This window comes from Streptomyces sp. NPDC002386 (assembly GCF_053593175.1).
The window spans coordinates 346,037-369,539 of record NZ_JBSFBX010000005.1; the positions used below are offsets into that span (position 1 = coordinate 346,037).

Genomic DNA, 23,503 nt, shown 5'->3' on the forward strand with positions numbered 1-23,503 from the left:
TCCTTTCACTGCCGTTGCCGAGAAGGGCGGCCGTCACCGCTCACCAGGAGTCGTAGCCGCCGATGCACTCGTAGCGCACGTAACCCCAGTCGTTGGGGCCGTAGTCGAAGGTGGCGGCCCAGCCGTTGTAGACGGGATGCGCTCCCTGCGTGTGGCCGACCTTGTTGCCGTAGGTGAGGGTTCGCAGGTAGCCGGCCGGTCCGGATGCGCTGTCGTAGTTCGCGTAGAAGCTCGCGCTCTGGCACACGATGATCGCGTGCTGCGGTGGGACGTCGGCCCTGGCCGCGGACTGCTGCAGGGCTACGGCGGCGACGGCGGCCACCGTCACGGCGAGGGTCCTGTCCAAGGTTTTCACCGAACACCAACTCCCTTTGTCACAAGGGTGGCAGGGGCTGCCGTGCCGTGGGTCGTGTGCTCCGTCGGCACGGCACGGGGCGGGGGGAGGAATCACACGACGCCGCTCTCCCACCACCAGGAGCCGGAGCCGTACGAGGGGTACTGAACCCGGCTGTCCGTGTGCTGCCAGGAGTGGGTGTAGGCCTCCAGGCCGGAGAAGCCGCAGGTCTCGGCGATCTTGTACGTCTGAAGGGTGGTGTGGCCCGCGACCACGATGTCGGCGGCGACTCCGTAGACGTGCATGCTGTTGGAGGCACCGCCCACCGAGGAGTTGTGGGCGATGCTGCGGAAGCCGGAGTTGACGGTGATCGAGCTGTCGCCGGCCTTCTTGCGTACGGCCTCGAGCTTGTACATCAGGCGGCGCACGTTCTCCTTGACCTGGGTGGCGCTCACCTTGCCGCCACCGAACCCCGAGCCGTCCTTGGAGTAGAACTCGCTCCAGTCGAAGTGCGCGGACGAACCGTCGCTGCTCTCCAGGCTGTTCAGGATGCTGTGCGTCTGCGGCCCGACCACACCGTCGGACGTCAGGCCGTAGGCGGACTGGAACCGCCTGACCGCGCTCTCGGTGGCCGGTCCGAAGGCGCCGTCCCAGGCGACACAGGTCTGCTGGGCGCCCGATGCCGCCCAACCGCCCACGCGTACCTGCAGTTCCGTCACGTCGGCGCCGCTCATACCCTGCTGGAGAGTGCGCGTCCAGCCGTACGCCGCAGCCGGGCCCGCCGTCCCCACACCGACGGCAAGCGCCGTCCCCGCCACTGCCGACCAGCCTGCCGCGCCGCGCAGGAAGGTGCGACGGCGCATGCCGTCGTCCGCGCTCCCCGCGGCGTTCAAGTCCGCCATGCCACATCCCTTTCCGCGGTACCTCGGTCCTGGTGATCCCTGCCGCTGCCGGCCGTCCGGCGCGCAGGTGGGTCTCAGCCGAACGCCTTGACCGCCTGGTAGTAGGTCCATGCCGTGCTGTCACAGGCGGTCCTGGTGCCGCCGGTGTAGTTGAGGCAGACGCGCTTGAGATCCTCGTAGAGGGCGCTGTCGAGGCGGTTCTTGTTGGCGCTGAAGGTGCCTGCGGCCTTGTAGTTGCGGTAGCCGAAGTCATGGCGGGCGCAGGACATGGAGAAGGGGAATCCGAACGGGTTGTCCGGGGAGCTGGAGCAGTAGTCGGTGGACCAGTCGAACGCGTAGGCGGACCAGGCGGCCTGGTTCGCGCGAGCGGCGGCCCAGGTGCTGTAGCTCGACGCGCTGGTCTGGGTCCAGCTCGCGAGGACCTGGGACTTGTCCGCGGGCGCGGCGTCGGCGGCGGTCGCGGTGCCGACGACGGTGATGACGGTCAGGGCAGAGGCGGAAAGGCCGACGGAGAGTCTTCGGTGCATCGCAACACCTCCATGAGGCCGCGAACCGCCAGTCGGTTCGCAGGTTCATGACAAGATGATTGAGGCATCAACAGGGCTTGCCAACCCCCCGGCGCTTACCGAGTGGTGAAATCCTTACAGGTCGGCGCCTCCCGGAGCGCGATTCGGATCCTCCAAGTGTGCTGATCAGTGCACCCGGGCCGGGGATGGCGGCCGGCGAAGTGTCAGGGCTCCACGCCCCAGTGCCGTGCGATCGCCTCAAGGCGCTCGAGCTCCCGTCGGGCCGCCGGCAGGTGTGCGAGGTCAAAGGCCATTGACGCGCGGGCGGTGACGTAGACGATGTCCTCGCGGGTGGCGGCATCCAGGCGGGGTGACGCGGCCTGAAGGCGGCGGTTCGTGACCGACAGGGAGATCGCGACGCTGTCGAGGTCCTCGCGGAAGGAGACGGGCAGTGCCGTGCGCCGGTCGTCCTTGGCGTAGTCGGCAGTCACCCTCCACACCCCCGCTGTGCACGGCGTCGGGGCGAGCGCCCCCAGTTCAGCCCTTACTCCAGCAGCCGGTCCGCTGCGCACATGGCGGCTGAGGCGGCCGAGGACGTGTTGAACCACGCCGTCGACGCGGAGATCACCGAGTAGATTCCGGATGAGCGGGTCGCCTGGAGCTCCATCGGTGGGGAGGCGCACCAGGCCGGCGTCGTCACCTTCCACTACATCGACGACCACACGACCAAGATCATGCTGCAGCTCGACTACGAGCCCGAGGGCCTGGCCGAAACCGTCGGGGACAAGCTCGGCCTCGTCAAGCGGCAGGCCACTGGTGACCTCAAGCGCTTCAAGGGGTTCATCGAGTCCCGCGGCGGCACCGAGACCGGCGGGTGGAGCGGCGAAGTCTGAGCACCGCGGACAACAATGGGGCAGGCGGCCGCGGGCGGCGTTCTCGGCCGCCCGTTCGCCATCGGCCAGATCGGCCAGATCGGCCAGATCGGCCAGATCGGCCAGATCGGCCAGATCGGCCAGATCGGCCAGATCGGCCTCGCGGTCCGCGGGGTGCTGACGGATTCGCCCGACCTGGCCCTCGGCAGCCCTCCACCGTGCAGTCGGTGCGGACGGCGTGGTCGATGAGGATCACCGCGCCGGTGGGGACGCCGTCCTGTTATTCGTAGCGGTACTTCAGAGACTCCGCCTCTGCCCGTTCGATGTCGGCGATCGTCAGCTCCGGCATCCGCAACTGGGCGAGCGTCACCTCGGCCGAGGTCGGCTGGCTGTCTGTCGGCAGCCACTGCTCCGGCTTCCACGCCCCGCTGCGCAGGAGCGACTTGGGGCAGTGCGGGTAGACCTCCTCTATCCCGAGCACCAGCGCGCTGGCCGGCGGCTTGCCCACGGCGGTCAGCTGGGACAGCAACTCCGGGCGGGTGGAGACGCATGCCCGGCCGTTCACCCTGAGCGTCGTGGTGCGCCCCGGGATGAGGAACAGCAGCCCGGCCCGTCCGGTGGCGATGACGTTCTGCAGGGTGTCCAGACGCTTGTTGCCGGTCGCGTCCGGTATCGCCAACGTCCGTTCGTCCAGGACCGCTACGAACCCGGCGGGGCCGCCGCGCGGGGAGACGTCACAGTTGCCCTCGGCGTCCGCGCTGGCGACCATGACCAACGAAGAGCATGCGATCAACCGCCGTGTCTGATCGGTGAGTTCGGTCATCTGCTTGCGCACGGCCGCGGCGCCGGGAAGATCGTAGACCCGGCGCAGAGCCTCCTCGTCGGACACGGCGTCGAGGCGGAGCGCGTCGAAGGCACTGCTGGCAAGGGGTGTCGTCATGCACCTGACCCTAGCGGGCCGCATCGCTGTTGATGTTGGTCCTGCGACTGCAGGGGCATCGAGACGCCGCGCGAGGAGGGGGCAGTACGGGCCACCCCAGGACTCCGGGGGATCGGTGATGTGGATCACAAGTTCTGGACCTCAACCATGCTTGAGGAAGCAGGCTGTCGGACATGACGGGGCGGCCGGTCGACGGAAGCCCTCCCCTTGAGATCCAGGAGACGGACATGGCCACGCTGCTTCACATCGACACCTCCCTCAACGCCGAGAACTCGCACTCCCGCGCGGTGACGGCCGCCTTCCGCGAGGTGTGGGAGAGCGAGCATCCTCACGGCACGGTGATCTACCGGGATCTCGACGCCGACCCCGTACCGCACCTGCGGGCCGACGCCTACTACGCGGGGTACGTCGCCCCCGCCGACCGGTCCCCCGAGGAGAGGGACGCCTTCGCGCTGCGCGCCCGGCTGATCGAGGAGGCGGAGGCGGCGGACGTGATCCTCCTCAGCGCCCCGATGTACAACTACTCCATCCCCTCGACGTTGAAGGCTTGGATCGACCATGTCTTCGCCGTGGGCCGTACCGCGATCACCGAGCACCCCTCGCTCGCGGGCAAGCCGGCGGTCGTCGTGACCAGCCGCGGCGGTTCGTACCAGGAGGGCACCCCCCAGTACGGCAACGACTACGTGGAGAGCTACCTGCGACAGGCCCTCGGCGGCGGTCTCGGTCTGAACGTCAGCTTCATCGTCCCAGAGCTGACCCTGGCCCCGAGCGTCCCGGCGATGGCCGATCTGGTTCCGCTCTTCGAGGCCTCCCGCACCGAAGCCCTCGCGGTCGCCGCGTCCCAGGCCAAGGAACTGGCCATCCGTGTGACCGCCTAGCTGCGGTGGACGGCGTGGCCCTTCGACGTTCCGGACGCCACGGCGAACGCTCAGTTCCTCGGGTGGTCAGGGCCGGTGGCGGGCACGCCCAGCGCCAGGCCTGGTTGTCGCCGCGCTCGGCGAACCTGACGCCGTCGTCGGGACCTGGCCACGGACGTGTGTCTCAGGAGCCGTCGGAGAGGAAGTACTCGGCGAGCGGGGTGCCGGCGAACTTCTCGTGCATCAGTCGGGAGAAGAGCAGCAGCGAGTGGCGCGGCCGGTGGAGCACCGCGAGATCCTGGGCCTGCCCCGCCGCGTTGCGGGTGACGGTGACGACGACCTTCAAAGGCTCGCCCTGGACCGACGCGTCGTAGATCTCCAGGAAACCCTTGTCGCCGAAGTCTCCGGCGTAACTGAAGTCCTGGAACTCGTACAGTTCGCGAGCCTTGACCACGATGGTCCGGACCGCTTTCGCTCCGCGCGCCGTGCCGTTCATCGCGGCGCCCTCCAGGGTGGCGTCGTCGGCCAGTTCGTCCAGCCACCACGGGTAGTAGTCCAGCTCTTGGCGATCGGTTCCGCTGTCTTCCGTGCTTGTCATGACGTGTCTTCCTTGATGTTCCGCCCTGGGGACGCGTGTTCGGGGTGGGCTGATGGCCGCTGTCACACCAGCCGGCGGATGCGAGCAGGCTGGAAGGGTCAGCGGCTGATGTGGAAGGTGAGGTGCCTCTCCGTGGTGCCGGCGGGAACGGTGTGGACGTAACCGCCGGCGCCGTTGTAGGTGCCCGATCCGCCCGTGACGGCGACGTCGACGGGGGAGTGGGAGGGCAGGTGGAGCAGAGCCTGTCCGGTGATCTGCCCCCGAGGCAGGGCGAAGGTGCCCAGGCACTGGAGCGCGTCCGGACCGATGTGCACGTAGGTGCACACCACGGCGTGGTCGCCGACCTTCTTCCCGTCCTGGTAGAGGTCTTCGGCCGTGATCAGCTGATCACCGAGGCTGGGCCCCTTCCGGCCGGTGTCGACGGTGTGGGACTGGGTCTGTTTGGCGACCAACTGGATGGTTTCCGCACGCTGGTGTGCGCCCTGTGCGCTGCTCGTACTGGCCGATGCCAGATGAACGCCGGTGAGGACCACGGCGGCCGCGGTGACCGAGAGGAGTGGGCGTAGGTGGAGCTTGCGCATGAAGCGCCTCCTGAAGTGTTCGCACATGTGTTGTCGTTGCCCGCCGGGACATCGCATCGCCGGGAGGGGCGATCCGGATGCTCAGACGAACAGGACGCTCTCGACGTCGTCGTTGGCGACCACGATCCTGGCCGTCGTGCCGACGCGACTGCTGAGCACGGGGCTGATCCGTACAGCGGCGGCTCGTACGACTGCCATGAGCTGTTCCTCTCGAACGGCGGTGAGGCTGCCGGGCGCGCCTCCAACGTCGGGCGGGCCGGCGGATCGAGGCGGGCCGGCCGGAGGGGCGCGCTCTCGGCCCGTCCGGAGGCCGGTCATCGGCCAGGGAACCTCTGCGTGACTTCCTGGAGCACCCAGCCGTTGCCGTCCGGGTCGCTGAAAGTGGCGTAGGAGCCGTAGCTGGCACGCTCGGGGTGCGCTCCGGCGATTCGTCCCTGGCCCTCACCGCCGTGGACGACGTCTCCGGCATCGTGGCCGTGGAAGAAGAGGCCCTTGTCGTCGTGGAACACCTCGCTCACCTCGATTCCACGGCCGACCAGGTCCGCGCGGGCCTCTTGTATGTCCTCGACGACGAGGTACAGGCCCTGAGTCGATCCGGGGGCGGCCGTGGTGAGGCCGTGCCCGAAGATGATCGATGACTCGGACCCCGGCGGCGTGAGGTGGACCACCCGGTAGTCCTCGGTGATGTCCGCGGCGAGGTCGAGCCGGAATCCGGCCTTCTCGTAGAAAGCCCTGGAACGGTCGACGTCCGAGACCGGCAGGACCAGAAGCTCTAGTTTCAAGTTCACTTCTCTGATCACTTTCGTTGTCCTCGTACGCGCACTCGGCGCGGGACGAGGGGCAGTGGTGGTCGCCACCCCGTGCGGCGGCGATCCCCCGGGGAGATGTCAAGCCAGGTAGAAGTCCCTGCGTGCCGCGATGAATTCCTCGATCGTCCGGGCCGGCGTACCTGTGAGGCGCTCGACGTCGTCCGAAGCCCGGTCGTACCTGTTCTGCTGATGCAGGCGGCACATGGTGACGATGTGCTGCTCGACGTGCGGCGGCAGACCGATCGTGGAGAGCACCTCCTCGCGCCACTGCTCCAGGGGGACGTCCACGTACGAGACCGGCCGGCCCAACTCCTTCGAAAAGGCCTCGGCCATCTCGGTCATGTCGACCGTGCGTGGGCCGGTCAGCTCGTAGACGTGACCGCGGTGGGGGCCGGGATCGCGCAGTACGGTGGCGACCACCCTGGCGACGTCGTCCACGGCGATCGGCGAGGTGCGGCCCGTTCCGAACGGCAGCTCGATCGTGCCCCTCTTGCGGATCGTCTGCGCCGGCAGCGTGGTGAACAGGGGGTTGTCCAGGAAAGACGTGGGCCGGATATGGACCACCGGCACGCCCGACCAGTCGAACACCTGCTCCGCAAGCCAATGCAGCCGCTGCTGGCGGGACTCCGCGGTGCTGGTGGCGGTCATCTGCGACACGGTCATCTGCGACATGTCCACAAGTGCGTCCAGCCCGCCGTACTCCCGGGCGACGCTCGCCACGACGGTGGCGGCGAGCAGATGGTCCGGTGATACCGGCATGGCGAAGTACATGCTTCGAGCGCCCTCCAGGGCGGCCGCGACGGTCTCGGGGCGCGTGAGGTCACCGAGGGCGACCTCAGCCCCGAGTGCCCGCAACTGCGCGGCACGCTCGTCGTCCCGACGGACCATGACACGCACCGGTACGTCCCACGTACGCAGCGTCTCGAGGACCTTGCGGCCCACGCCGCCCGCGCTTGTGACGAGGGCGAGGTCTCCGACAGCCATAAGCCTGCCTCTCCTTCTCTGTGACTGGACAAGATCGCAATCGCATCGCATCCGCGGCCGGAATCGGGAGCGCGGCCGTCTCGGCGGCGCCTGCCTGGGTGGTGTCGCGGGCGGAGCAGGAGGGACTCGCTGAGCCCCCTCCTGATAATTAAGAGCATATGCTCCTAATTCTCGAGGCGCAAGGCGTTCTCCTCCGCTGTCGGGTGGACGTGTCCCCAGGCGATCACGGCGCACTCTTGAGCGGACACCCCGCATTCGAGTACCCGGGGGAGCATCCTCGGATTGTGAATGTCGCTCACGAACCTGGCGGCCGGACTCCCGCCTCCGACGACTGCTTCGGCGCTGTTCGAGCCTACGCTCCGGCGAAACGGTAGTCGCGGCCAACGGGGAAGGCGCCGTCTCCCGCCGCGCCGAAAGCGCGCTGTGCTCAGTCGCCGGGGGCGACCTCCCGACAGTTAGGGGCATATACTCGTACCTTGAATTCCGTATCTGGAGGAGAGCATGGCCGGCACCGAGAAGGACGCCACCAGTTCCTGCAACAACCTGGCTCTGCGTAAGGCGGCCCGGTATCTCAGCGCCACCTACGACAAGGCGCTCGCTCCGACGGGCCTGCGCGCCACGCAGTTCAGCATCCTCCAGAAGCTGAGCAGGCACGAGCAGATCACCATCAGCAGCCTCGCCGAGATGATCGCGATGGACCGCACCACCCTGGCAAGCAACCTCAAACCACTTGCTCGCGAGGGCCTGGTCATCGTCGAACCGTCGCCGACGGACCGCCGTGCCCGCATCGTGACCCTCACCCCCGATGGCCTCGCCCGGATGACAGCCGCCCTCCCTTACTGGCGTACCGTGCAGTCCGAATTCGAGGAGAGCTTCGGCGGTGAGAAGGCGGCGCGGCTCCGCGCCGCTCTCGAAGACGTCCTGGACACCGGATTCCACCCCTGGGCCGAGTAGACGGCGACAACCGGAGCATCGAATCGGCCGGCGCCGGCTCACCTCGTGTCGCAGATCCTGGAGCCGAGCCTGGGTGCGGGTGGCGAACAGGTGATCTTGGGCTAGAAGATGTGAAGGAAACATCCGACCGCGACCGCTCCGGCGGCTGCGATCGATGTCAGGCGGACGAGGATCTTCTGGGACTTCACGGCAGCCTCTTTCGGGACCGATGCGGCGGCGTCACGACAGCGCGGTGCTGCGGCTCCCATGAGGGCGCCAGCCGGTGCGATAGGCGGTCTCAGTGGCCTGGACGGGTGACCATCCAAGGCGGCTGGGGCGGCAGGTCACAGGCCCCCCATGCGTATGAGCCACCAATCCGGGTTGTAGACCCCGCTCGCCGAGTCGTGCGTGACGGGTGGACGCACTTCCACGGTCTCCTCGAGCCGGATGCGTTCCGGCAGCTTGGAGAACCGCGGACTGCGCTGCCGCTCCCTCGCGTCGGCGGATGTGCGTTCGTGTTCCATGCTTGCTCTCCTCATCGCGGCGTTCCCGCCGCGCTCGACGTTTCCCCCCGGTCGGCGACCGGGCTCCGGCAAAGGACTCGCGGGGGCTTCGAATGACGTCAGACGACGGCTGCTCGACGTCGCGTGAGTCGGGGACTCAGGCTCAGCAGGGTCCCGGCGAGGACGGCCCACACGGCCAGGGTGATCACGGGGCCACTCAGGTGTGAGCCGTTGTAGTAGCCGAGATCGGCGATGCCCCGCACGGCCGCTCCGGGCGGGAGCAGGGCGGAAACCGCTCGGGCCCCGGCGGGCAGCAGGTCGGCGCCGATGACCGCGCCGCTCGTGGCGTTGCCGACGGTCAGCAACAGCAGCGTGGTGACCGGTAGCCCGATCGGGCCGAGGACGGCACCCATGAGCGTGGTCGTGAACGCCGTCGCGGCGGCCAGCAGGGCGAGGACGAAGATCAGCGGTGCCAGTGGGGCCGGGGTGGCGCCCAGCGCGGGGCCCACGACGAGCGCCCCGACGGCGCCGATGGCGGCGGAGGTGCCGATGAGCAGGACGAACCGGTGGCGCAGGCGCATGACGCCGGTCAGCCCGAGGACGTTCGAACCGAGGACGAAGCCGGCCAGGCTCACGCCGAAGGCCAGATAGAAACCGGCCAGGCCCCGGGCGTCATGCTTTGCCAGAGGGACGACGTCCGCGGTGGTCACGTGCGCGCCGGCACCGCGGGCGTATGCGCCCACCAGTGTGCTCACGGCCGACGTGGTGGACGCGCCGGCGGCTCCGGCGATCTCCAGCTTCAGGTGGCCGGGAGTTGCGGTACCGAGCACGGCCACGACGTCGTGCCGCTCCAGTGCGAGGCGGGCCGTCGCGGCGTCCGAGCTGGGGTGGACCGTGACGGCGTTCCCCAGGGCCTGCTGTATCTCGCCCGGCAGGGTGGATCCGGTGACGGCGATGGGTACCTGGTGGGGCTGTGGGTCGCGCTGAAGGCCGACGTAGCACGCGATGAAGGCGGCCACCACGATCAGGGAGATCAGGAACGGCTGGAGCCACGCCGTCACGGGTGGCCGAAGAGCCCCCTGCCCCTGTCTGTGGGTCTGCTCCACACCCGCGGGGTGCGTCCGCTGCCGCTCGGCGGAGACCGATCCAGTGGGGATAGCCATGGCACAACCTTTTGCTCGGAGAACGCGGGGAGCGGTCCCGGCGGGGGCCGCTTCTGAGATAAGAGCATATGCTCCTATTGTGGAAGCGGCAAGCGAGTGGAGGCCTCGGACAGCGAGTGACCACCACGCGCGGATGCCGACAACAGGGAAAGCTGAGTGATGGCGCGAGAGACCAACGAGAGACAGAGGAGAGATGACCATGCGCATCGCCGTGGCCGGAGCAACCGGAAACATCGGAGCCCGCACCGCCGGCGCCCTGGAGCAGGCCGCGCACGAAGTGGTGCGTATCAGCCGTTCGCTCGGCGTGGACCTGATCAGCGGGGACGGTCTCGACGCCGCTCTGAGGGGCGTCGACGCCGTCGTGGACGCCACGAGCTACGAGGCAGCCGACCGAGACGATGCGGTCGCGTACTTCGGCACCGCCACCCGCAATCTGCTCGCCGCCGAACAGCGAGCCGGTGTCCGTCACCACGTACTGCTCTCGATCGTCGGCATCGACCGGCTCGAAGGCAACGCGCACTACGCCGGCAAGCGCGAGCAGGAGCGCCTCGTGGCCGAGAGCCCGGTGCCGTGGACGATCGTTCCCTTCACTCAGTTCCATGACTTCGCCGCGACGGTCACCAGCTGGACCGAAGAGGACGGCGTCGCCCGTATCCCACCGCTGCTCGTCCAGCCGATCGCACCCGCGGATGTGGCCGACATCCTCGCCGAAACAGTCACGGGCACACCGCGGGGGCGCCACCGCGACGTCGCCGGCCCGGAGCCGCAGGACCTGGTGGACATGGCCCGCCGCACCTGCAGCGCACGTGGACACACGGTCAAGCTGGTTCCGACATGGTCCTCGGTACTGGGGCCGGAGGCGGCCGGGAACGTCCTCCTGCCCGGCGAGGACGCCCGCATCGCGCCAACCACCTTCGACGATTGGCTCGCCAACGCCCGCTGATCGCGCGCCATCAGTCACGGCATCAGCGGGCGGGGCCCAAGAACTTGTTCTGCGGCAACGGCCATGGCCAGTCGGCCAGATGTGAGGCGGCGCGCCGGAGTCAGCGGTCAGCGTGCCGGTGGCGCGCCCAGAGCGGCAGGGCGTACCAGCAGGCCAAGTACCAGAGCAGCACGGCTCCGACGAGCCAGGGTACGAGGGCGTTGTGGGTGGCGACCCGCAGGACGAGCAGGAGCGAGGAAACCATGGTTGCCAGCAGCAGGAGCAGGCCGACGAAGGTCAGGCGCGATGCGAGGCGTACGGCTTCGGGTTTGACCTGCTCCCCGGACACCAGGCGGTGTAGCGACACCGGTCCGATGAGGGCCCCCGTGGCGCAGGCGCCTAGGACCACGGTGACGATGTAGATGACCTGCTCGACGTGGCCCAGCTCCGCGTACTTGGGGGTGAAGACCACGGTGAGCAGGAACCCGAACAAGATCTGCACGCCGGTCTGCGCCACGCGGACCTCCTGGATGAGCTCGCCCCACTTGCGGTCGGCGCGCTCTTCCGCGGTCTCGTCGCGCCCGGTTCGTCTCTCCGTATCAGTCATGGACTCCGGATAGCCGCTCATATGATCGCGCAAACAGGTCGGGATGCACGACGGTGTACGCGTGGGACGACAACGCCGCCACAGCGACTCAAAGGTGGCTAGGAGACGGATCGTTCCGGTGTGGCCGGTGACCGCCGAACTTTGCGGTACGCGCCGCTGCCAGGCCAACGGCTCAGGAGCAGGAGCGAACCGCATCGTCCCAGGCACCGGGGCTGCGGTGCTGCGTTTCCGGCGGCGCGCGATCGGTCTCGGCCTCTGGTCGCAGTCAGACCGTGCTGAGGTCGCAGGCGTACGTGGCGGAGCCAGAACCGGCATAGGCCTCGAGGTCCAGGTAGTACGTCCCGCTGCCCGAGGCCGTGCGGGTGTACGTGAGGGACTCGTCGCTTCCCCGGCCGTCGTTCACCGACCTCGTGAGCGTGGTTCCGGTCGAGTCGAGGAGATAGGCGTCCGCGTCGTAGGCGTCCGGTACAGCGCAGGAGATGGACGCGGTCCTGCCGGAGGCCAGGGTGAACTTGAAGTAGTCCCGGTCGGACGTGGTGCTCAGGGCGCCGGTCAGGGTCACTGGGGGAGTGCTCGACGTGAGGTCGTCGGCGGCCGAGCGGGAGTCGTTCGGCTCGCTCTCGCCGACCGTCGTGCCGCCCCCGGAGGTGCCGCAACCGGTATCGGGTGTGCCGCTGTACAGGTTGGGGTCAGCGACGCCGTTGTTGACGCTGCGTCGGTAATAGCCGCAAGTCGGACGGTTCTTGAAGTCGAATGTCTGGCCGCTGGTGAGGTGCCAGATCTTGTAGTCGGAGAAGGTCAGAGGCTTGCCGGAGACGGCCTGCTCCGGCTGGTGGTCGCCGAGCACGACGTAGGCGTCGCTGCCGAACAGTGTGGCCAGCCCGTTCTTGTCGATGTAGAGGGAGCTGCCGCCCTCGTCGATTCCCACACCCCACGCCTTGCCCTGGCTGGTCAGGCCGTCCTTGATAGCGCGCGCGACGAACGCCATGGTGCGACCCATGCGGTCGCGGGCGACGAAGTGCGAGTCGTTGATGGTGTCGCCGTAGTTCGGCCAGTTGAACATGCCGGTGGTGAACGTGAGGGACTTGTCGTAGGGGTTGGCGAGCGCGGTGGCCGAGGTAGCACTCGCGGTGCAGGCGTCGTACACGATCGAGCTGTTGATGTGGAGCCCGGCACTGCCGCCGCCAGAGCCGCCGCCCTTGGCGACGACGGACTGTACGGAGGCCTGGAGAGAGGTGCCTTTCCAGGCCGCGTAACGGCACTGGTCGCCCCCGGCGAAGTAGACGAACTCCGCGTTGCGGATGTCACTGTTCAGCTGGCTGTTGTTGCCGTCGGACGCGGCAGTCAGCGTCCAGGTGGTACAGGAGTTGACGCCGGAGAGCCCGGTGATCGTGTCGCACTCGGGCGTCTTGCTGCCCGATGTGGGCGCCGAGCCGGCCAGCACGACCACATCGAGGCTTCCGGTGTTGCCGCGGATTGCGTCGATCGCCCTCGTCATGGAGCCGCCGACGACACTGCCGGCGCCGTTCATGGTGAAGGCCGGGCCGGACCAGCTCGATCGGCTGACGTCCGATGCGCTGCCGAGGCGGATGCGGTCGGCGGAGGCGTGGGCGGGGTCACTGGTGACGGCGAGGGTGGTGGCGGCGGCCGCGATCACAAGGAGCGAGGCGAGGGGCCTGCTCAGCGCGCGTGAGGTCATCGGTGCTCCTGGGTTGCGGGAAGAGACGAGTGCGGGGAGGAACGCGCCTCCCCGCATCGCCTTCTGACGGACCGACAGCAGCGTGGCGAGTCGGCAGTAGCGGAACATACAAGCAGTGTCTTGTTACGGGAAGATGTAAGTGCGAATTCGGCGGGATGGCTCTATCGGCGCATCCAAATCGCAATATAAACGGGCATTCAGCAACTTTTTGCGGCAGCGGGATGGGGCTGCGGGGATGTAATTGGCGTTACATCTATGCAAGGTCTCGGGACACCTGTAGTTTCCTGCCTTGTCAGAGGGAGAGGACAGACCTTCCCCGGCAGTACTTCCGAGAGGGACCGATCGTGATGTCACATTCCTCCCGCCGCACCGTGATCAGAGTCGCGACCGCCGTCGTGGCGCTGATGACGGTGAGTGCCTGCGACGACGGGTCGGACACCGGCGAGGCCGCGTCGGCCGGCACCGCGAAGGTCGCCGGCGTGACGGTGAAGAAGGACCAGGCCCTGCACGACGCTCTGCCCGCCGGCATCAAGAAGTCCGGCACGGTCCGCGTCGCCACCGACGTCCCCTACGCGCCCTTCGAGATGTTCGTCAGTGAGGGCGGCAAGGAGCTCACCGGACTCGACTACGACCTCGGTCAGGCCATCGGCGCGAAGCTCGGGGTGAAGTTCGCCTTCACCCCGCAGAAGTTCGACGGCATCGTGCCGGCCCTGCAGGCAGGCAAGTTCGACGCCGCGATGTCGGCGATCACGGACAACAAGGATCGCCAGAAGGTCGTCGACTTCGTCGACTACTCCCAGTCCGGGTCCGGCATCCTGGTCGCCAAGGGCAACCCCAAGAAGATCACCACCCTGACCGACCTGTGCGGGTCGCCGGTCGCCGTGCAGGCCGCGACCAATCAGCTCAAGCTGCTCACCGCGACACAGGCCGACTGCGCCGCGGCCGGCAAGCCGAAGATCGCCATATCCACCTTCCCCAAGGACTCCGACGCGCAGCTGGCGCTCCGGTCGGGGAAGGTCGTCGCCGACGTGCTGACCAAGCCCGCCGCCGGCTGGACCGCGAAGACGGCCGACGGCGGCAAGGCCTTCGAGCTGGTGGAGGACCCCAAGGCGCCCGGCGGCTACAACGCCTCGCCGAACGGCATCGCCGTCACCAAGAAGCTGCCGGAACTGACCGGGGCGGTGCAGAAGGCCCTCCAGGCCCTCATCGACGACGGGACCGTCACCAAGATCTTCGACAAGTACGGCGTCGCCTCGATCGCGGTCAAGGAAGCCACCCGCAACGCGGCGGTGGACTGACGATGCCCGCCACCTCCACGCCTGTGAGTGCCTCACCGCACCGCGACTCCGCCTCCGCGGACATCGACATCGTGCCGGTGCGGCACTACGGCCGCTGGGTCGCCGCCGTGGCGGCCGTGGCCGCCGTCGGCGGACTGATCGGTTCCCTGGCCAAGAACGCCAACCTGCACTGGGATGTCATCGGCCACTACCTCTTCGCCGGGCTCATCTTCGACGGCCTGGCGACGACGCTGTGGCTGACCGCCGCGGCCATGGCCCTCGGTCTGGTGCTCGGCACCCTGATCGCGGTCATGCGTCTGTCGACCAACCCCGTCCTGTACGGACTCTCCTCCCTGTTCGTCTGGGTCTTCCGGGGGACGCCGCTGCTGGTCCAGATCATCTTCTGGGGCTATGCCGCGGCTCTCTACAAGAAGGTGCTGATCGGTATCCCCTTCACGGACATCACGTTCGTCCAGGCCGACACGAACTCCCTGCTCACCCCGGCGGTCGCGGCTCTGCTGGCACTCGGGCTGAACGAGGCGGCGTACGCGAGCGAGATCGTGCGCGCCGGCATCCAGTCGGTCGACCCGGGACAGACAGAGGCGGCTCACTCGCTCGGCATGCGTCCCGCCCTGACCATGCGCCGGATCGTCCTCCCGCAGGCCATGCGGGTGATCATCCCGCCGATGGGCAACGAGACCATCAACATGCTGAAGATGACGGCTCTCGTCTCCGTCATCGCGGCCCACGACCTGATGTCGAACATCCAGGACGTGTACGCGCAGAACTACCAGGTCATCCCCATGCTCGTGGTCGCCAGCATCTGGTACCTGGCCCTGGTCAGCCTGCTGAGCATCCCGCAGGCCTGGATGGAGCGGCGCTACGGCCGCGGCACTTCGGGAGCCGGCCGGGTGTCCCCCGTACAGCGCATGCTCGCGGGCGCCGTCTCGCTGGGCCGCGTGAAGAAGGAGTCACAGCGATGACCACGCCCATGGTGGACGCACAGGGTGTGCGCAAGCACTTCGGGAAGCTCGAGGTCCTCAAGGGCATCGACCTGACCGTCGGCGCGGGAGAGGTGTGCTGTCTGCTGGGCCCGTCGGGCTCGGGCAAATCCACGTTCCTGCGGTGCATCAACCACCTCGAGACGGTCGACGGCGGCCGGCTGTCCGTCGACGGCCAACTCGTGGGCTACCGCCGGCAAGGCGACCGGCTGCACGAACTGCGTGAGGGGGAGGTCGCCTCCCGCCGACGCGACATCGGCATGGTCTTCCAGCGCTTCAACCTCTTCCCCCACCTGACGGCGCTGGAGAACGTGACCGAGGCGCCCGTACGCGTCGCCGGCGTCAGCCGCGCCGAGGCACGGGAGGACGGTATGCGCCTGCTGGAGCAGGTCGGCCTCGCCGACCGCGCCGGGCACTACCCCGCGCAGCTCTCCGGCGGACAGCAGCAACGAGTCGCCATCGCCCGGGCCCTGGCCATGAAACCGAAGCTGATGCTGTTCGACGAGCCGACCTCCGCACTCGACCCGGAGCTGGTCGGCGACGTCCTGGACGTCATGCGGCAACTCGCGGCCGACGGCATGACCATGGTCGTCGTCACCCATGAGATCGGCTTCGCCCGCGAGGTGGGTGACACCGCCGTCTTCATGGACGAAGGTGTCGTCGTCGAAGCCGGACACCCTCAGCAGATACTCGTCGACCCCGAGCAGGAACGCACCCGCGGATTCCTCTCGAAGGTCCTGTGAGCGCCTCGGTCCGTCAGCGGCCGCACACTGCCGCACTGCTGACGCTCGCCCGCGCCCACCAGCCCCGGTACCTGCGGGAACTTGCCGAACTCGTCGCGATCGACTCCGGGTCGTACAGCCCCGCGGGCGTCAACCGCGTAGGCGAGATCGTCGGCGACCGGCTGCGGGCCCTCGGATTCGACACCCGCCGCCTCACCCCGCCGTCCATCGGCACCCACGGCACCGGTGACCTGATCGTGGCGCGGAAGAAGGGGGCGCTCTCCGTCGAGGACGGCGGCCGCCGCATTCTGCTCGTCGGTCACTCGGACACGGTCTTCGAGGACGGGACGGCCGCGGCACGGCCGTTCGGTCTGGTCGGCTCGCACGCCCGTGGGCCGGGCGTGAGCGACGACAAGGGCGGCCTCGTCGCCGGTCTCACGGCGCTGCGCATCCTCGACGAGGCGGGCTTCCAGGACTACGCCGAGCTGGTGTTCCTGGCCGTGCCCGACGAGGAGATCGGCTCCCCGGCGAGCCGTCCCCTCACCGAGGAGACGGCGCACGGGATGCATTACGCGCTGGCCCTGGAGTGCGCCCGCGAGAACGGCGACGTCGTGATCGCCCGCAAGGGCGTAGCCGACTTCCGGCTCACCGTAACGGGGCGCGCCGCCCACGCCGGCATCGAACCGGAGCGGGGTGCGAACGCCGCGCTGACGGCGGCTCACCTCACCGTCGCGCTGCAGGGGCTCAACGGCCGCTGGGACGACGTGACGGTCAACGTCGGGATGGTGCGCGCCGGCACACGCATCAACATCGTCTGCCCCGAGGCAGAACTGCACGTCGAGGTCCGCTCGGCGACGACGCGAGGCATCCAGCAGGCCCGGCGGGCGATCGAGGATCTCGCCGCGCGCCCTGTCGTCGCCGGGACCACCGTGTCCGTGGAGCAACTCGACCTCTGCCCGCCGATGGAGGACACCGCGGCCTCGCGGCGAATCCTGCGGGCCGCCCAGTCCATCGGGGAGGAACTGGGACTGTCCATCGGGGCCGCCGCGACCGGTGGAGTGGGTGACGCGAACCTGATCGCCGGCATGGGCGTGCCCGTTCTGGACGGGCTCGGACCGGTCGGCGGCGGGGATCACAGCCCGCAGGAGTGGCTGGACACCACGACAGTCGTCAGCCGTGTCGCCCTGCTCGCCTCGCTCATCGCCGTACTCGGCTGCGAGCAACCTCCCACCGGCTGACGCGACGGATCCGGCCGCCGACGGCAATTGCGTTTCGCCGGCCGGTGCCGTCGTCCCCGGGCACCGGAGCAGTCCCTCCAGCCGTCGCTGGAGCCGCTCTCGAACAGCCCGCCCCGACAGCACCTCACCCACGTCCGCACACTTCCTGGAGGCACCTCATGCGCACCCCGCACAGAGCCGGTCGCACCGTCCTGGCCGGAAGCACCGCGCTCCTGCTGGCTCTGGCGGCCGCTCCGGCAGCCGTCGCACACCCGGCCGCCGGACACCGTTCCGCCGGGTCGCTCGTCCTGGTCGGCGGCGGGCTGAAGGACGACAACGACCAGGTGTACGGCGAGATCATCGACCGGGCCGGCGGCAAGGGGCACGCGCGCATCGGCGTGCTGACCGCCGCCTCCGTGCCCGAGAGCCAGGACCCGAACGCCGGTGACCCGGCCACATGCTCCAACTCCGCCTGCAACGGCGCCTATTACGCCGACCTGTTCACCCGCCACGGTGCCGCCGACGCAGAATGGATCCCCGTCGACATCGACCACGTCACCGAGGCCGACTCCGACCGTGTCGTCGCCCAGGTCAACAGCATGACCGGCTTCTTCTTCGGCGGCGGCGACCAGTACCGGTACGTGACCAGCCTGCTGCACGGCTCCGCCCACACCGACTCGAAGGTGCTGGCCGCCATCCGCGCCAAGCTCGCCGACGGCGCGGTGGTGGCCGGGTCGAGCGCAGGTGCCCAGATCGCGGCCGGAGCCGACATGATCACCGGCGGCGACTCCTACGAGGCTCTGCGGGACGGCAGCGCGCCGGGCTACTTCGATGACGCCTCCAAGCTCGGCTACCTGCCCGAGGGCGGCTTCGGCTTCCTGCGCTCGGGGCTGCTCGACACACATACCGGCACCAGCGGACGTGAGGGCCGTTCGCTGCGCCTGGCCGCCGACACGGGCCACCACCGGGTCTACGCGCTGGAGGAGAACACCGCTCTCGTCGTCGAGCACCCCGGCTCGCCCGACGAGACCATGCGCGTGGTCGGCCCCCAGGGCCTCGCGGTGTTCGATCTGCGGCACGCTCGCGTGACCCGACACGACGGAGGCTGGTCGCTGACCGGCGCCGCCTACGACTACCTCACCGACGGAGACCGCTACGAGCCGCGCCGTTGGCGGGTGCGGCCGGCATCCGACAAGAAGCGGCTCCACCCGCAGGACCGTACGCCCGTGCCCGCGAACCACGACGTCTTCTACTCCCTCGCCAACGACAACGGCGTCCCTTACAGCTTCCTGGGCACCGCGCGGGCCCTCGCGCAGTCCGCGGGGCAACGGCAGGCCACCGCCACCACGTTCGAGTCCGGGCCACGGTTCACCGTCACCTTCGACAAGAACAGGCACTTCACCCCGCTGACGGACGACGGCAGGAAAGCGGACACCCTCATCGGGATGACCGTGTCCATCACCCCCAACTGACGGCACCGCACCGACAGGGCAAAGGGCCCCTGGAAAGGGACCAGGGAGCCCTCTGCCCCTGGAGGGGCCGCGGTCCTCCGGCGGGCGCTCCGGCCCCTCACCTGCCCCATAGGCTCCACGGACAAAGCCCTCCCGGCTCGGAAAAGGAACATCTCGATGGCTTCTGGCAGGCTCGCCGACGAAATCCGGCTCAAGCTGGGTGAGCTCAGTCCCGCAGAACGCAAAGTCGGTCGAGTCATGCTGGCGGGGTATCCGGCGCCGGGCTTCGAGACCATCGCCACCATCGCCGAACGCGCGGCGGTGAGCGCACCGACCGTCCTCAGGTTCGTCGGACGCCTCGGCTTCCGCGGCTACCCGGATTTTCAGGCGGCCCTGCGCGACGAACTCGAGGAACGCAGCGCCTCGCCGCTGGCGCTCTACGAATCGGCCACCCTGACCCGGTCCGACGAGGCGGACGCCAACGAACCGCTGCTGACGAGCGGCAGCAGGCTGTTCGCGGCCGCGCTCACCCGGTCCCTCGCCGAACTCCCGCTGCACGACCTGGACCGGGCCACCCAGCTCCTCGCCGACCCCAAGCGACGGATCATCCTCGCCGGTGGCCGGTTCACCCACCTGCTGGCCCAGTACCTCGGCCTCCACCTCATGCAACTGCGCAACGACGTGGCTTTCCTTCCCGACCGCGACGTCGAGCGCACCGCCGCCCTGGCCGCGCTGACACGACGCGACGTGCTGGTCGTGTTCGACTACCGGCGCTACGAGGACGACAAGGTCGCCATGGCCCAACTGCTGCGAGAACAGGGCGGCAAGGTGGTCCTCTTCACCGACACGTGGCTCTCCCCGGTGACCGCGCACGCGGAGGTCGTCCTGCCCAGCCAGGTCACGTCGCCCTCGCCGTACGACAGCCTGGTCCCGACCATGGCCGTGATCGAGACCGTCGTCGCATCGGTCATCGTGTCGCTCGGTGAGGCCGCGCACCAACGCCTGCGGCAAGGAGAGGACATCGCCCAGCGGATCGGCCTGGTCTGACCGCGATCCGCCGGGTCCGCTCGACACCCGGTACTCCCTCACCCCGTCGCCCGGCGCACCACACGCAGAGCCCGCAGCACACGCCCGGCCGTACCTCATGGCCCGGCCGTCGTGCGCCCCTCCATGGAAGGAACCGTCATGCCCAGACATCTCACCCTGAGCACCTGCGTCTCGGTGCCGCTGCTGCTGGCCGGCTCGCTTGCACTGACCGCCTGCGGCGGAGCAGAAGAGGCCGGCCGGCCATCCGGCGCCGCCACGTCCGCCGAAGTGATACCGGGAGTGACGGTGGAGACAGACCCGAAGCTGCACGCCGGCCTGAGCGCCCCCATTCGCGAGCGGGGGGTGGTCCAGGTGGCGACCGATGTGCCGTACCCGCCGTTCGAGATGTTCACCCAAGCGGGCAGCCGGCAGATGACCGGGATCGACTACGACTTGGGCCGCGCCATCGCCGCACGGCTCGGCGTTACGTTCACATTCTCCCCGCAGAAGTTCGACGGGCTGCTTCCCGCCGTACAGGCGGGCAAGTTCGACGTGGTGATGTCGGCCATGACCGACAAGAAGGAACGGCAGACGGCGGTCGACTTCGTCGACTACCTCAACGCCGGCCCTGGCTGGCTGGTCAAGAAGGGCAACCCCACCGGGCTGGACGAGATCACCGACGTCTGTGGAAAGCCCGTCGGAGTCCAGAGCGGGACCAATCACCAACAGCTCCTGAAGGAACGCCAGGCCACCTGCAAGGCCGCCGGTCGTCCCCCGATCAAGGTCCTGGCCTTCGCCAAGGACTCCGAGGCCCAGCTCGCGCTGCGCAGCGGACGGGTCGTGGCGGACTACCTCGACGAGGTGACGGCCGCCTGGGTCGCCTCGACCACGGACGACGGGAAGACGTTCGCGACTGTCACGGGCGACAAGGCGGTGGGCCCCCACAGCCCTTCTCCCATGGGCATAGGGATCTCCAAGACCGACCCCCGGCTAGCGAGGTCGGTACAGGCGGCGCTTCAGTCCCTGATGGACGACGGCACCTACATGAAGATCCTCGAGAAATACCATGTGCCGGGAATCGCCATTCCCAAGGCCACGGTCAACGCCGGTCTCTGACGGTAGGCGAGGACGCCCTCGGGCGCCGGCGTCCCACGCCTTGCCCCGCCGCCGCGGCGGGCCGGAGGTGCTGGTCCGCGATGCGGCTGGTTTCGTCGCCAATTCCCAGTCTGCGGCGGTCAAGAATCTCACCGTCAACGCCTTCGAAGTCTATGAGCGGGACGGCTGAATTTGAAGATTTCAGCGACGGATCCGCCGGGGCGTCGCTTCAGGTGTGTGCGACCGCTATCAGTCAGCGCAACCCGTCACGGTGCCGCGAAGCAGCGAGAGACTGGTCGCCAGCCCCTGCCGTGCGTTGTCCAGGATCGTCGGCGGTGCGCTGATGCGGAAAGCAGACGTCCAGCAGTTGCCCGACTGATATTCGAGCGCCCGCCGGATCGTGGAGCAGGCCGTCCCGGCTGAGCGTGTAACGCGTGCGCCGTCCACGGCGCTCACGGCTGAGGTATCCAGCCCGCTCCAGGTCCGCGACGATGCTTTGGGCGGTGCGTTCGGCGATGTGGCAGACGGCGGCGATGTCGCGGAAACGGATCTCGGGGTCGCGTGCGACAGCCAGGAACACGTGGGCGTGGTTGGTGAGAAACCCCCACCTGGCAGGGTGATCATTTACCATATTCTGCCTTTGCGTCACGAAGCTTGCGAGGAGGCCGGCAATCCAGGCCCGACCGCCGCAGGCCGCCGGCCGCAGCCTCCCACCGATGAGGGCCGTGCCGGAACGCAGCACGTTTTGTCGACCTCTCTTCCACCTGCGCTCGCGCACCGGATGCACTGGACAGTGCCCCTTGGCTGCACCACGGTGCCGTCCACGGTCGGCGAGCGGCCGGTCACCAGGCCACGGAGGCTACGGGGGCGGTGTGCTGCTGATTCGCACAGGCGGGTGATCAGGTGCAGGCCAGGTCCGCCGCCGTTACGGGTCGGACACCCGCAGCCGGGCCGCGGTGGGGGAGGAGTCACGGACGGTGACGCGCAGACGGCCGGGGAGGCGGAAACGCCAGCCGCGCCTTGACATCGCTCGCTGCCCCAGATCAACACTTCGTCCCCCCGACGGCGCGTCCTCGAGCACGCGGACTGCCGAATACACAGGGACAGCGCGGTCAGGGCCGCAGCCAGTACAGGGATGCGAGGCGACGACGATGATGGTGAACGACAAGCACTTGCCAGTGACGTCAGGTGTCCATCAGGTGTCGGTGATGAGCCTGTCCGGGCCACTGGATGCCGACAGCTGCGTCCAACTCATGCGGAAGCTGCGCATGGGGCATGGCAGTCGCACGGAAAGGCGGGGACGGCCACTGATCCTCGACATGGCCGATGTGCCGCTGATCTCCCCCTCTCTCCACCGCACCCTTCGGAGGGCCATCGAGCAAGCTGATACGCCGGTCCTGGTGGTCGCCGCGCCACCACGAGTCCGCAGAGCCCTCGAACGCTCCGAGATCACCGGCATTCGCCAGTACCGCACCCTGGCCGAAGCACTTACCGCGCTATCCGCACCCGACCTCAACTCGCAGACAGGGGCCCCGCTCGCCTCTGGGCAAGAGGAGCCCGAAGTGCTGCGTGAGCAAATGCTCCACATACAAAGCAAGGCCAACACCAGCGGCATGATCGGTGTAGCCCAAGGGATCCTGCTGACCCGCTACGGCCTGCCGAAGCCCTCCACGGCACACGACCTCCTCGAAGAGACCTCTCAGCACTTCAACGTGCCGCTGCGCGTCCTCGCCTCCGCCGTCATCACCGCTCCACCGCCGCGAAACACCGATCAATGGTTCTTCGGGCACACCACTAGACCCGCACCACCGACGGCTGCCTTCCTGCGTGGCCACCGCGCAAAGCCTTCCCATCGGCGCCAGGTACTGACCGCGGCCATCTCCAAGGCGGTGACGGCAGCCGATGCGGACGCAGCCGAGCTGCACCTCAAGGACGCTGCGCAGGACGACGCGCTCATTCTGGAGCAGCACCACGGCCTGGACGCCGCCTACCGTGCTCGAGCCACCCTGATCCTCGGCCCGCCCGCGGTATGCGCGCGGGTACAGCGGCAACTCGAGCCGGTGACGGTGCCTGACATCGCGACCGACGCCGCACTGCCGACCCACCCCGTCGGCCGGGCTCTGCTCGAGGCGGGCACCCGGGCCGTTCACGGCCTTCCGCTGATCACGCCCGACGGGCACTGCACCGGGACACTGACCGTCCACCGCTGCCAACCGGGCACTTGGCTGTCAGGCTTCCAGCAGCACGCACTTGGCGTCCTCGCGACCGAAATCGCGTCATGGAACTCTTGGTATCACCGCACGATCATCCGCGACGCCCTTGAGTACCTGCACCGGCACCGCACACACCGGCCCGGAACCCGCTGATGACACGGGGACGAAGCCCGCGAGTCACTGTCGGGCCAAGCAGCAGCGCGCGTAGCCGCCGCAAACAGCCGCAAGTGGACGTCGTTCGTCCCGACAGGGAGCCAGGCGCGTTCGGCGGCAAGGCGGACGGCCTTTCCA

Annotated in this window: 26 protein-coding genes and 1 pseudogene; 13 read left to right on the top strand and 14 right to left on the bottom strand. The window is 68.7% G+C overall.

Translation table 11 applies throughout. The features are described from left to right. Window positions 1–40: 40 nt before the first annotated feature. The 4 genes from ACWCPN_RS13550 to ACWCPN_RS13565 form a co-directional block, all read right to left on the bottom strand. Window positions 41–355, bottom strand: a complete 315-nt coding sequence (locus tag ACWCPN_RS13550) for a hypothetical protein (protein WP_199213300.1) — start codon at window positions 353–355, stop codon at window positions 41–43. Between the two features lie 92 nt (window positions 356–447). Then, window positions 448–1,236 carry a D-Ala-D-Ala carboxypeptidase family metallohydrolase gene (locus tag ACWCPN_RS13555; RefSeq protein WP_451205072.1) on the bottom strand — a complete coding sequence of 263 codons (789 nt, stop codon included), beginning with the start codon at window positions 1,234–1,236 and terminating at the stop codon, window positions 448–450. A 74-nt stretch (window positions 1,237–1,310) separates the two neighbouring features. Next, a complete protein-coding gene (locus ACWCPN_RS13560; protein ID WP_451205075.1) occupies window positions 1,311–1,763 on the bottom strand; it encodes a phospholipase in 453 nt (150 codons plus the stop codon). Window positions 1,764–1,966: 203 nt separating this feature from the next. Continuing rightward, window positions 1,967–2,233, bottom strand: a complete 267-nt coding sequence (locus ACWCPN_RS13565; protein WP_451205078.1) for a hypothetical protein — start codon at window positions 2,231–2,233, stop codon at window positions 1,967–1,969. A gap of 123 nt (window positions 2,234–2,356) precedes the next feature. Between ACWCPN_RS13565 and ACWCPN_RS13570 the strand changes: the two are divergent. Next, window positions 2,357–2,635: pseudogene (locus tag ACWCPN_RS13570) on the top strand (SRPBCC family protein); the annotation flags it as partial. A gap of 15 nt (window positions 2,636–2,650) precedes the next feature. Then, complete coding sequence (locus tag ACWCPN_RS13575; RefSeq protein ID WP_451205081.1) at window positions 2,651–2,863, top strand: hypothetical protein; 213 nt, start codon at window positions 2,651–2,653, stop codon at window positions 2,861–2,863. Window positions 2,864–2,894: 31 nt separating this feature from the next. Here ACWCPN_RS13575 and ACWCPN_RS13580 read toward each other — a convergent pair whose 3' ends face one another. Beyond that, the gene (locus tag ACWCPN_RS13580) at window positions 2,895–3,554 is read right to left on the bottom strand and encodes an MSMEG_1061 family FMN-dependent PPOX-type flavoprotein (RefSeq protein WP_392403663.1); all 660 of its coding nucleotides are present in this window, start codon (window positions 3,552–3,554) and stop codon (window positions 2,895–2,897) included. A 227-nt stretch (window positions 3,555–3,781) separates the two neighbouring features. On the opposite strand from ACWCPN_RS13580, the gene ACWCPN_RS13585 reads away from it, so the two are divergent. Then, window positions 3,782–4,432 carry an FMN-dependent NADH-azoreductase gene (locus ACWCPN_RS13585; RefSeq protein ID WP_451205084.1) on the top strand — a complete coding sequence of 217 codons (651 nt, stop codon included), beginning with the start codon at window positions 3,782–3,784 and terminating at the stop codon, window positions 4,430–4,432. Window positions 4,433–4,595: 163 nt separating this feature from the next. On the opposite strand, the gene ACWCPN_RS13590 is transcribed toward ACWCPN_RS13585, so the two are convergent. The 4 genes from ACWCPN_RS13590 to ACWCPN_RS13605 all read right to left on the bottom strand — a co-directional run bounded on the left by ACWCPN_RS13590 (window position 4,596) and on the right by ACWCPN_RS13605 (window position 7,383). Next, complete coding sequence (locus tag ACWCPN_RS13590) at window positions 4,596–5,009, bottom strand: hypothetical protein (protein WP_451205087.1); 414 nt, start codon at window positions 5,007–5,009, stop codon at window positions 4,596–4,598. A gap of 98 nt (window positions 5,010–5,107) precedes the next feature. Next, on the bottom strand, window positions 5,108–5,590 hold the full coding sequence (locus ACWCPN_RS13595; protein ID WP_451205090.1) for an allene oxide cyclase barrel-like domain-containing protein: 483 nt from the start codon (window positions 5,588–5,590) through the stop codon (window positions 5,108–5,110). Window positions 5,591–5,904: 314 nt separating this feature from the next. Beyond that, on the bottom strand, window positions 5,905–6,378 hold the full coding sequence (locus ACWCPN_RS13600) for a VOC family protein (RefSeq protein ID WP_451205093.1): 474 nt from the start codon (window positions 6,376–6,378) through the stop codon (window positions 5,905–5,907). Between the two features lie 99 nt (window positions 6,379–6,477). Further along, window positions 6,478–7,383, bottom strand: a complete 906-nt coding sequence (locus tag ACWCPN_RS13605; protein ID WP_451205096.1) for an NmrA family NAD(P)-binding protein — start codon at window positions 7,381–7,383, stop codon at window positions 6,478–6,480. 501 nt (window positions 7,384–7,884) lie between these two features. Here ACWCPN_RS13605 and ACWCPN_RS13610 point away from each other — a divergent pair. Continuing rightward, window positions 7,885–8,337, top strand: a complete 453-nt coding sequence (locus tag ACWCPN_RS13610; protein ID WP_392294027.1) for a MarR family winged helix-turn-helix transcriptional regulator — start codon at window positions 7,885–7,887, stop codon at window positions 8,335–8,337. 323 nt (window positions 8,338–8,660) lie between these two features. Here ACWCPN_RS13610 and ACWCPN_RS13615 read toward each other — a convergent pair whose 3' ends face one another. Then, window positions 8,661–8,840 carry a hypothetical protein gene (locus ACWCPN_RS13615; RefSeq protein WP_451205099.1) on the bottom strand — a complete coding sequence of 60 codons (180 nt, stop codon included), beginning with the start codon at window positions 8,838–8,840 and terminating at the stop codon, window positions 8,661–8,663. 98 nt (window positions 8,841–8,938) lie between these two features. Beyond that, entirely contained in the window at window positions 8,939–9,982 is a 1,044-nt protein-coding gene (locus ACWCPN_RS13620) for a hypothetical protein (protein WP_451205102.1), read from the bottom strand. Between the two features lie 193 nt (window positions 9,983–10,175). Here ACWCPN_RS13620 and ACWCPN_RS13625 point away from each other — a divergent pair, with 193 nt between their 5' ends. After that, on the top strand, window positions 10,176–10,925 hold the full coding sequence (locus tag ACWCPN_RS13625; RefSeq protein WP_451205104.1) for an SDR family oxidoreductase: 750 nt from the start codon (window positions 10,176–10,178) through the stop codon (window positions 10,923–10,925). A 100-nt stretch (window positions 10,926–11,025) separates the two neighbouring features. On the opposite strand, the gene ACWCPN_RS13630 is transcribed toward ACWCPN_RS13625, so the two are convergent. Both ACWCPN_RS13630 and ACWCPN_RS13635 read right to left on the bottom strand, forming a co-directional pair. Beyond that, window positions 11,026–11,511 (bottom strand): DUF6328 family protein, encoded by a 486-nt coding sequence (locus tag ACWCPN_RS13630; protein WP_451205107.1) that lies wholly within the window; start codon window positions 11,509–11,511, stop codon window positions 11,026–11,028. A gap of 265 nt (window positions 11,512–11,776) precedes the next feature. Then, the gene (locus tag ACWCPN_RS13635) at window positions 11,777–13,210 is read right to left on the bottom strand and encodes a pre-peptidase C-terminal domain-containing protein (RefSeq protein ID WP_451205110.1); all 1,434 of its coding nucleotides are present in this window, start codon (window positions 13,208–13,210) and stop codon (window positions 11,777–11,779) included. A 347-nt stretch (window positions 13,211–13,557) separates the two neighbouring features. Between ACWCPN_RS13635 and ACWCPN_RS13640 the strand changes: the two genes are divergently transcribed. From ACWCPN_RS13640 to ACWCPN_RS13670, 7 genes are all read left to right on the top strand, one after another. After that, window positions 13,558–14,508, top strand: coding sequence for an ABC transporter substrate-binding protein (locus ACWCPN_RS13640; protein ID WP_451205112.1), 951 nt, complete (start codon window positions 13,558–13,560; stop codon window positions 14,506–14,508). Window positions 14,509–14,510: 2 nt separating this feature from the next. Continuing rightward, entirely contained in the window at window positions 14,511–15,470 is a 960-nt protein-coding gene (locus tag ACWCPN_RS13645) for an amino acid ABC transporter permease (RefSeq protein WP_451205114.1), read from the top strand. 8 nt (window positions 15,471–15,478) lie between these two features. After that, window positions 15,479–16,231, top strand: a complete 753-nt coding sequence (locus ACWCPN_RS13650; protein ID WP_451205291.1) for an amino acid ABC transporter ATP-binding protein — start codon at window positions 15,479–15,481, stop codon at window positions 16,229–16,231. Beyond that, window positions 16,228–17,448 carry a M20 family metallopeptidase gene (locus ACWCPN_RS13655; RefSeq protein WP_451205117.1) on the top strand — a complete coding sequence of 407 codons (1,221 nt, stop codon included), beginning with the start codon at window positions 16,228–16,230 and terminating at the stop codon, window positions 17,446–17,448. The genes ACWCPN_RS13650 and ACWCPN_RS13655 overlap by 4 nt, the downstream gene beginning before the upstream one ends. A gap of 158 nt (window positions 17,449–17,606) precedes the next feature. Continuing rightward, complete coding sequence (locus ACWCPN_RS13660) at window positions 17,607–18,899, top strand: cyanophycinase (RefSeq protein WP_451205119.1); 1,293 nt, start codon at window positions 17,607–17,609, stop codon at window positions 18,897–18,899. 156 nt (window positions 18,900–19,055) lie between these two features. Next, window positions 19,056–19,925, top strand: coding sequence for a MurR/RpiR family transcriptional regulator (locus ACWCPN_RS13665; RefSeq protein WP_199213316.1), 870 nt, complete (start codon window positions 19,056–19,058; stop codon window positions 19,923–19,925). Window positions 19,926–20,063: 138 nt separating this feature from the next. Continuing rightward, window positions 20,064–21,020 (top strand): ABC transporter substrate-binding protein, encoded by a 957-nt coding sequence (locus tag ACWCPN_RS13670; protein WP_451205122.1) that lies wholly within the window; start codon window positions 20,064–20,066, stop codon window positions 21,018–21,020. Window positions 21,021–21,252: 232 nt separating this feature from the next. On the opposite strand, the gene ACWCPN_RS13675 is transcribed toward ACWCPN_RS13670, so the two are convergent. Beyond that, window positions 21,253–21,579: a MarR family transcriptional regulator gene (locus ACWCPN_RS13675; RefSeq protein WP_451205125.1), complete on the bottom strand. Its 327-nt coding sequence runs from the start codon at window positions 21,577–21,579 to the stop codon at window positions 21,253–21,255. A gap of 571 nt (window positions 21,580–22,150) precedes the next feature. Between ACWCPN_RS13675 and ACWCPN_RS13680 the strand changes: the two genes are divergently transcribed. Further along, window positions 22,151–23,365 (top strand): ANTAR domain-containing protein, encoded by a 1,215-nt coding sequence (locus tag ACWCPN_RS13680; protein WP_451205127.1) that lies wholly within the window; start codon window positions 22,151–22,153, stop codon window positions 23,363–23,365. The last annotated feature ends 138 nt before the right edge of the window (window positions 23,366–23,503 follow it).

Excerpts from the sequence above, each read along its gene's own strand:
- ACWCPN_RS13595 (WP_451205090.1), bottom strand. The coding sequence starts at position 5,590 with ATGCGCAAGCTCCACCTACGCCCACTCCTCTCGGTCACCGCGGCCGCC.
- ACWCPN_RS13635 (WP_451205110.1), bottom strand. The coding sequence starts at position 13,210 with ATGACCTCACGCGCGCTGAGCAGGCCCCTCGCCTCGCTCCTTGTGATC.
- ACWCPN_RS13555 (WP_451205072.1), bottom strand. The coding sequence starts at position 1,236 with ATGGCGGACTTGAACGCCGCGGGGAGCGCGGACGACGGCATGCGCCGT.
- ACWCPN_RS13660 (WP_451205119.1), top strand. The coding sequence starts at position 17,607 with ATGCGCACCCCGCACAGAGCCGGTCGCACCGTCCTGGCCGGAAGCACC.
- ACWCPN_RS13670 (WP_451205122.1), top strand. The coding sequence starts at position 20,064 with ATGCCCAGACATCTCACCCTGAGCACCTGCGTCTCGGTGCCGCTGCTG.
- ACWCPN_RS13630 (WP_451205107.1), bottom strand. The coding sequence starts at position 11,511 with ATGACTGATACGGAGAGACGAACCGGGCGCGACGAGACCGCGGAAGAG.
- ACWCPN_RS13590 (WP_451205087.1), bottom strand. The coding sequence starts at position 5,009 with ATGACAAGCACGGAAGACAGCGGAACCGATCGCCAAGAGCTGGACTAC.
- ACWCPN_RS13640 (WP_451205112.1), top strand. The coding sequence starts at position 13,558 with ATGTCACATTCCTCCCGCCGCACCGTGATCAGAGTCGCGACCGCCGTC.
- ACWCPN_RS13585 (WP_451205084.1), top strand. The coding sequence starts at position 3,782 with ATGGCCACGCTGCTTCACATCGACACCTCCCTCAACGCCGAGAACTCG.
- ACWCPN_RS13560 (WP_451205075.1), bottom strand. The coding sequence starts at position 1,763 with ATGCACCGAAGACTCTCCGTCGGCCTTTCCGCCTCTGCCCTGACCGTC.
- ACWCPN_RS13645 (WP_451205114.1), top strand. The coding sequence starts at position 14,511 with ATGCCCGCCACCTCCACGCCTGTGAGTGCCTCACCGCACCGCGACTCC.
- ACWCPN_RS13650 (WP_451205291.1), top strand. The coding sequence starts at position 15,479 with ATGGTGGACGCACAGGGTGTGCGCAAGCACTTCGGGAAGCTCGAGGTC.
- ACWCPN_RS13620 (WP_451205102.1), bottom strand. The coding sequence starts at position 9,982 with ATGGCTATCCCCACTGGATCGGTCTCCGCCGAGCGGCAGCGGACGCAC.
- ACWCPN_RS13680 (WP_451205127.1), top strand. The coding sequence starts at position 22,151 with ATGATGGTGAACGACAAGCACTTGCCAGTGACGTCAGGTGTCCATCAG.
- ACWCPN_RS13605 (WP_451205096.1), bottom strand. The coding sequence starts at position 7,383 with ATGGCTGTCGGAGACCTCGCCCTCGTCACAAGCGCGGGCGGCGTGGGC.
- ACWCPN_RS13615 (WP_451205099.1), bottom strand. The coding sequence starts at position 8,840 with ATGGAACACGAACGCACATCCGCCGACGCGAGGGAGCGGCAGCGCAGT.
- ACWCPN_RS13625 (WP_451205104.1), top strand. The coding sequence starts at position 10,176 with ATGACCATGCGCATCGCCGTGGCCGGAGCAACCGGAAACATCGGAGCC.
- ACWCPN_RS13665 (WP_199213316.1), top strand. The coding sequence starts at position 19,056 with ATGGCTTCTGGCAGGCTCGCCGACGAAATCCGGCTCAAGCTGGGTGAG.
- ACWCPN_RS13580 (WP_392403663.1), bottom strand. The coding sequence starts at position 3,554 with ATGACGACACCCCTTGCCAGCAGTGCCTTCGACGCGCTCCGCCTCGAC.
- ACWCPN_RS13610 (WP_392294027.1), top strand. The coding sequence starts at position 7,885 with ATGGCCGGCACCGAGAAGGACGCCACCAGTTCCTGCAACAACCTGGCT.
- ACWCPN_RS13575 (WP_451205081.1), top strand. The coding sequence starts at position 2,651 with ATGGGGCAGGCGGCCGCGGGCGGCGTTCTCGGCCGCCCGTTCGCCATC.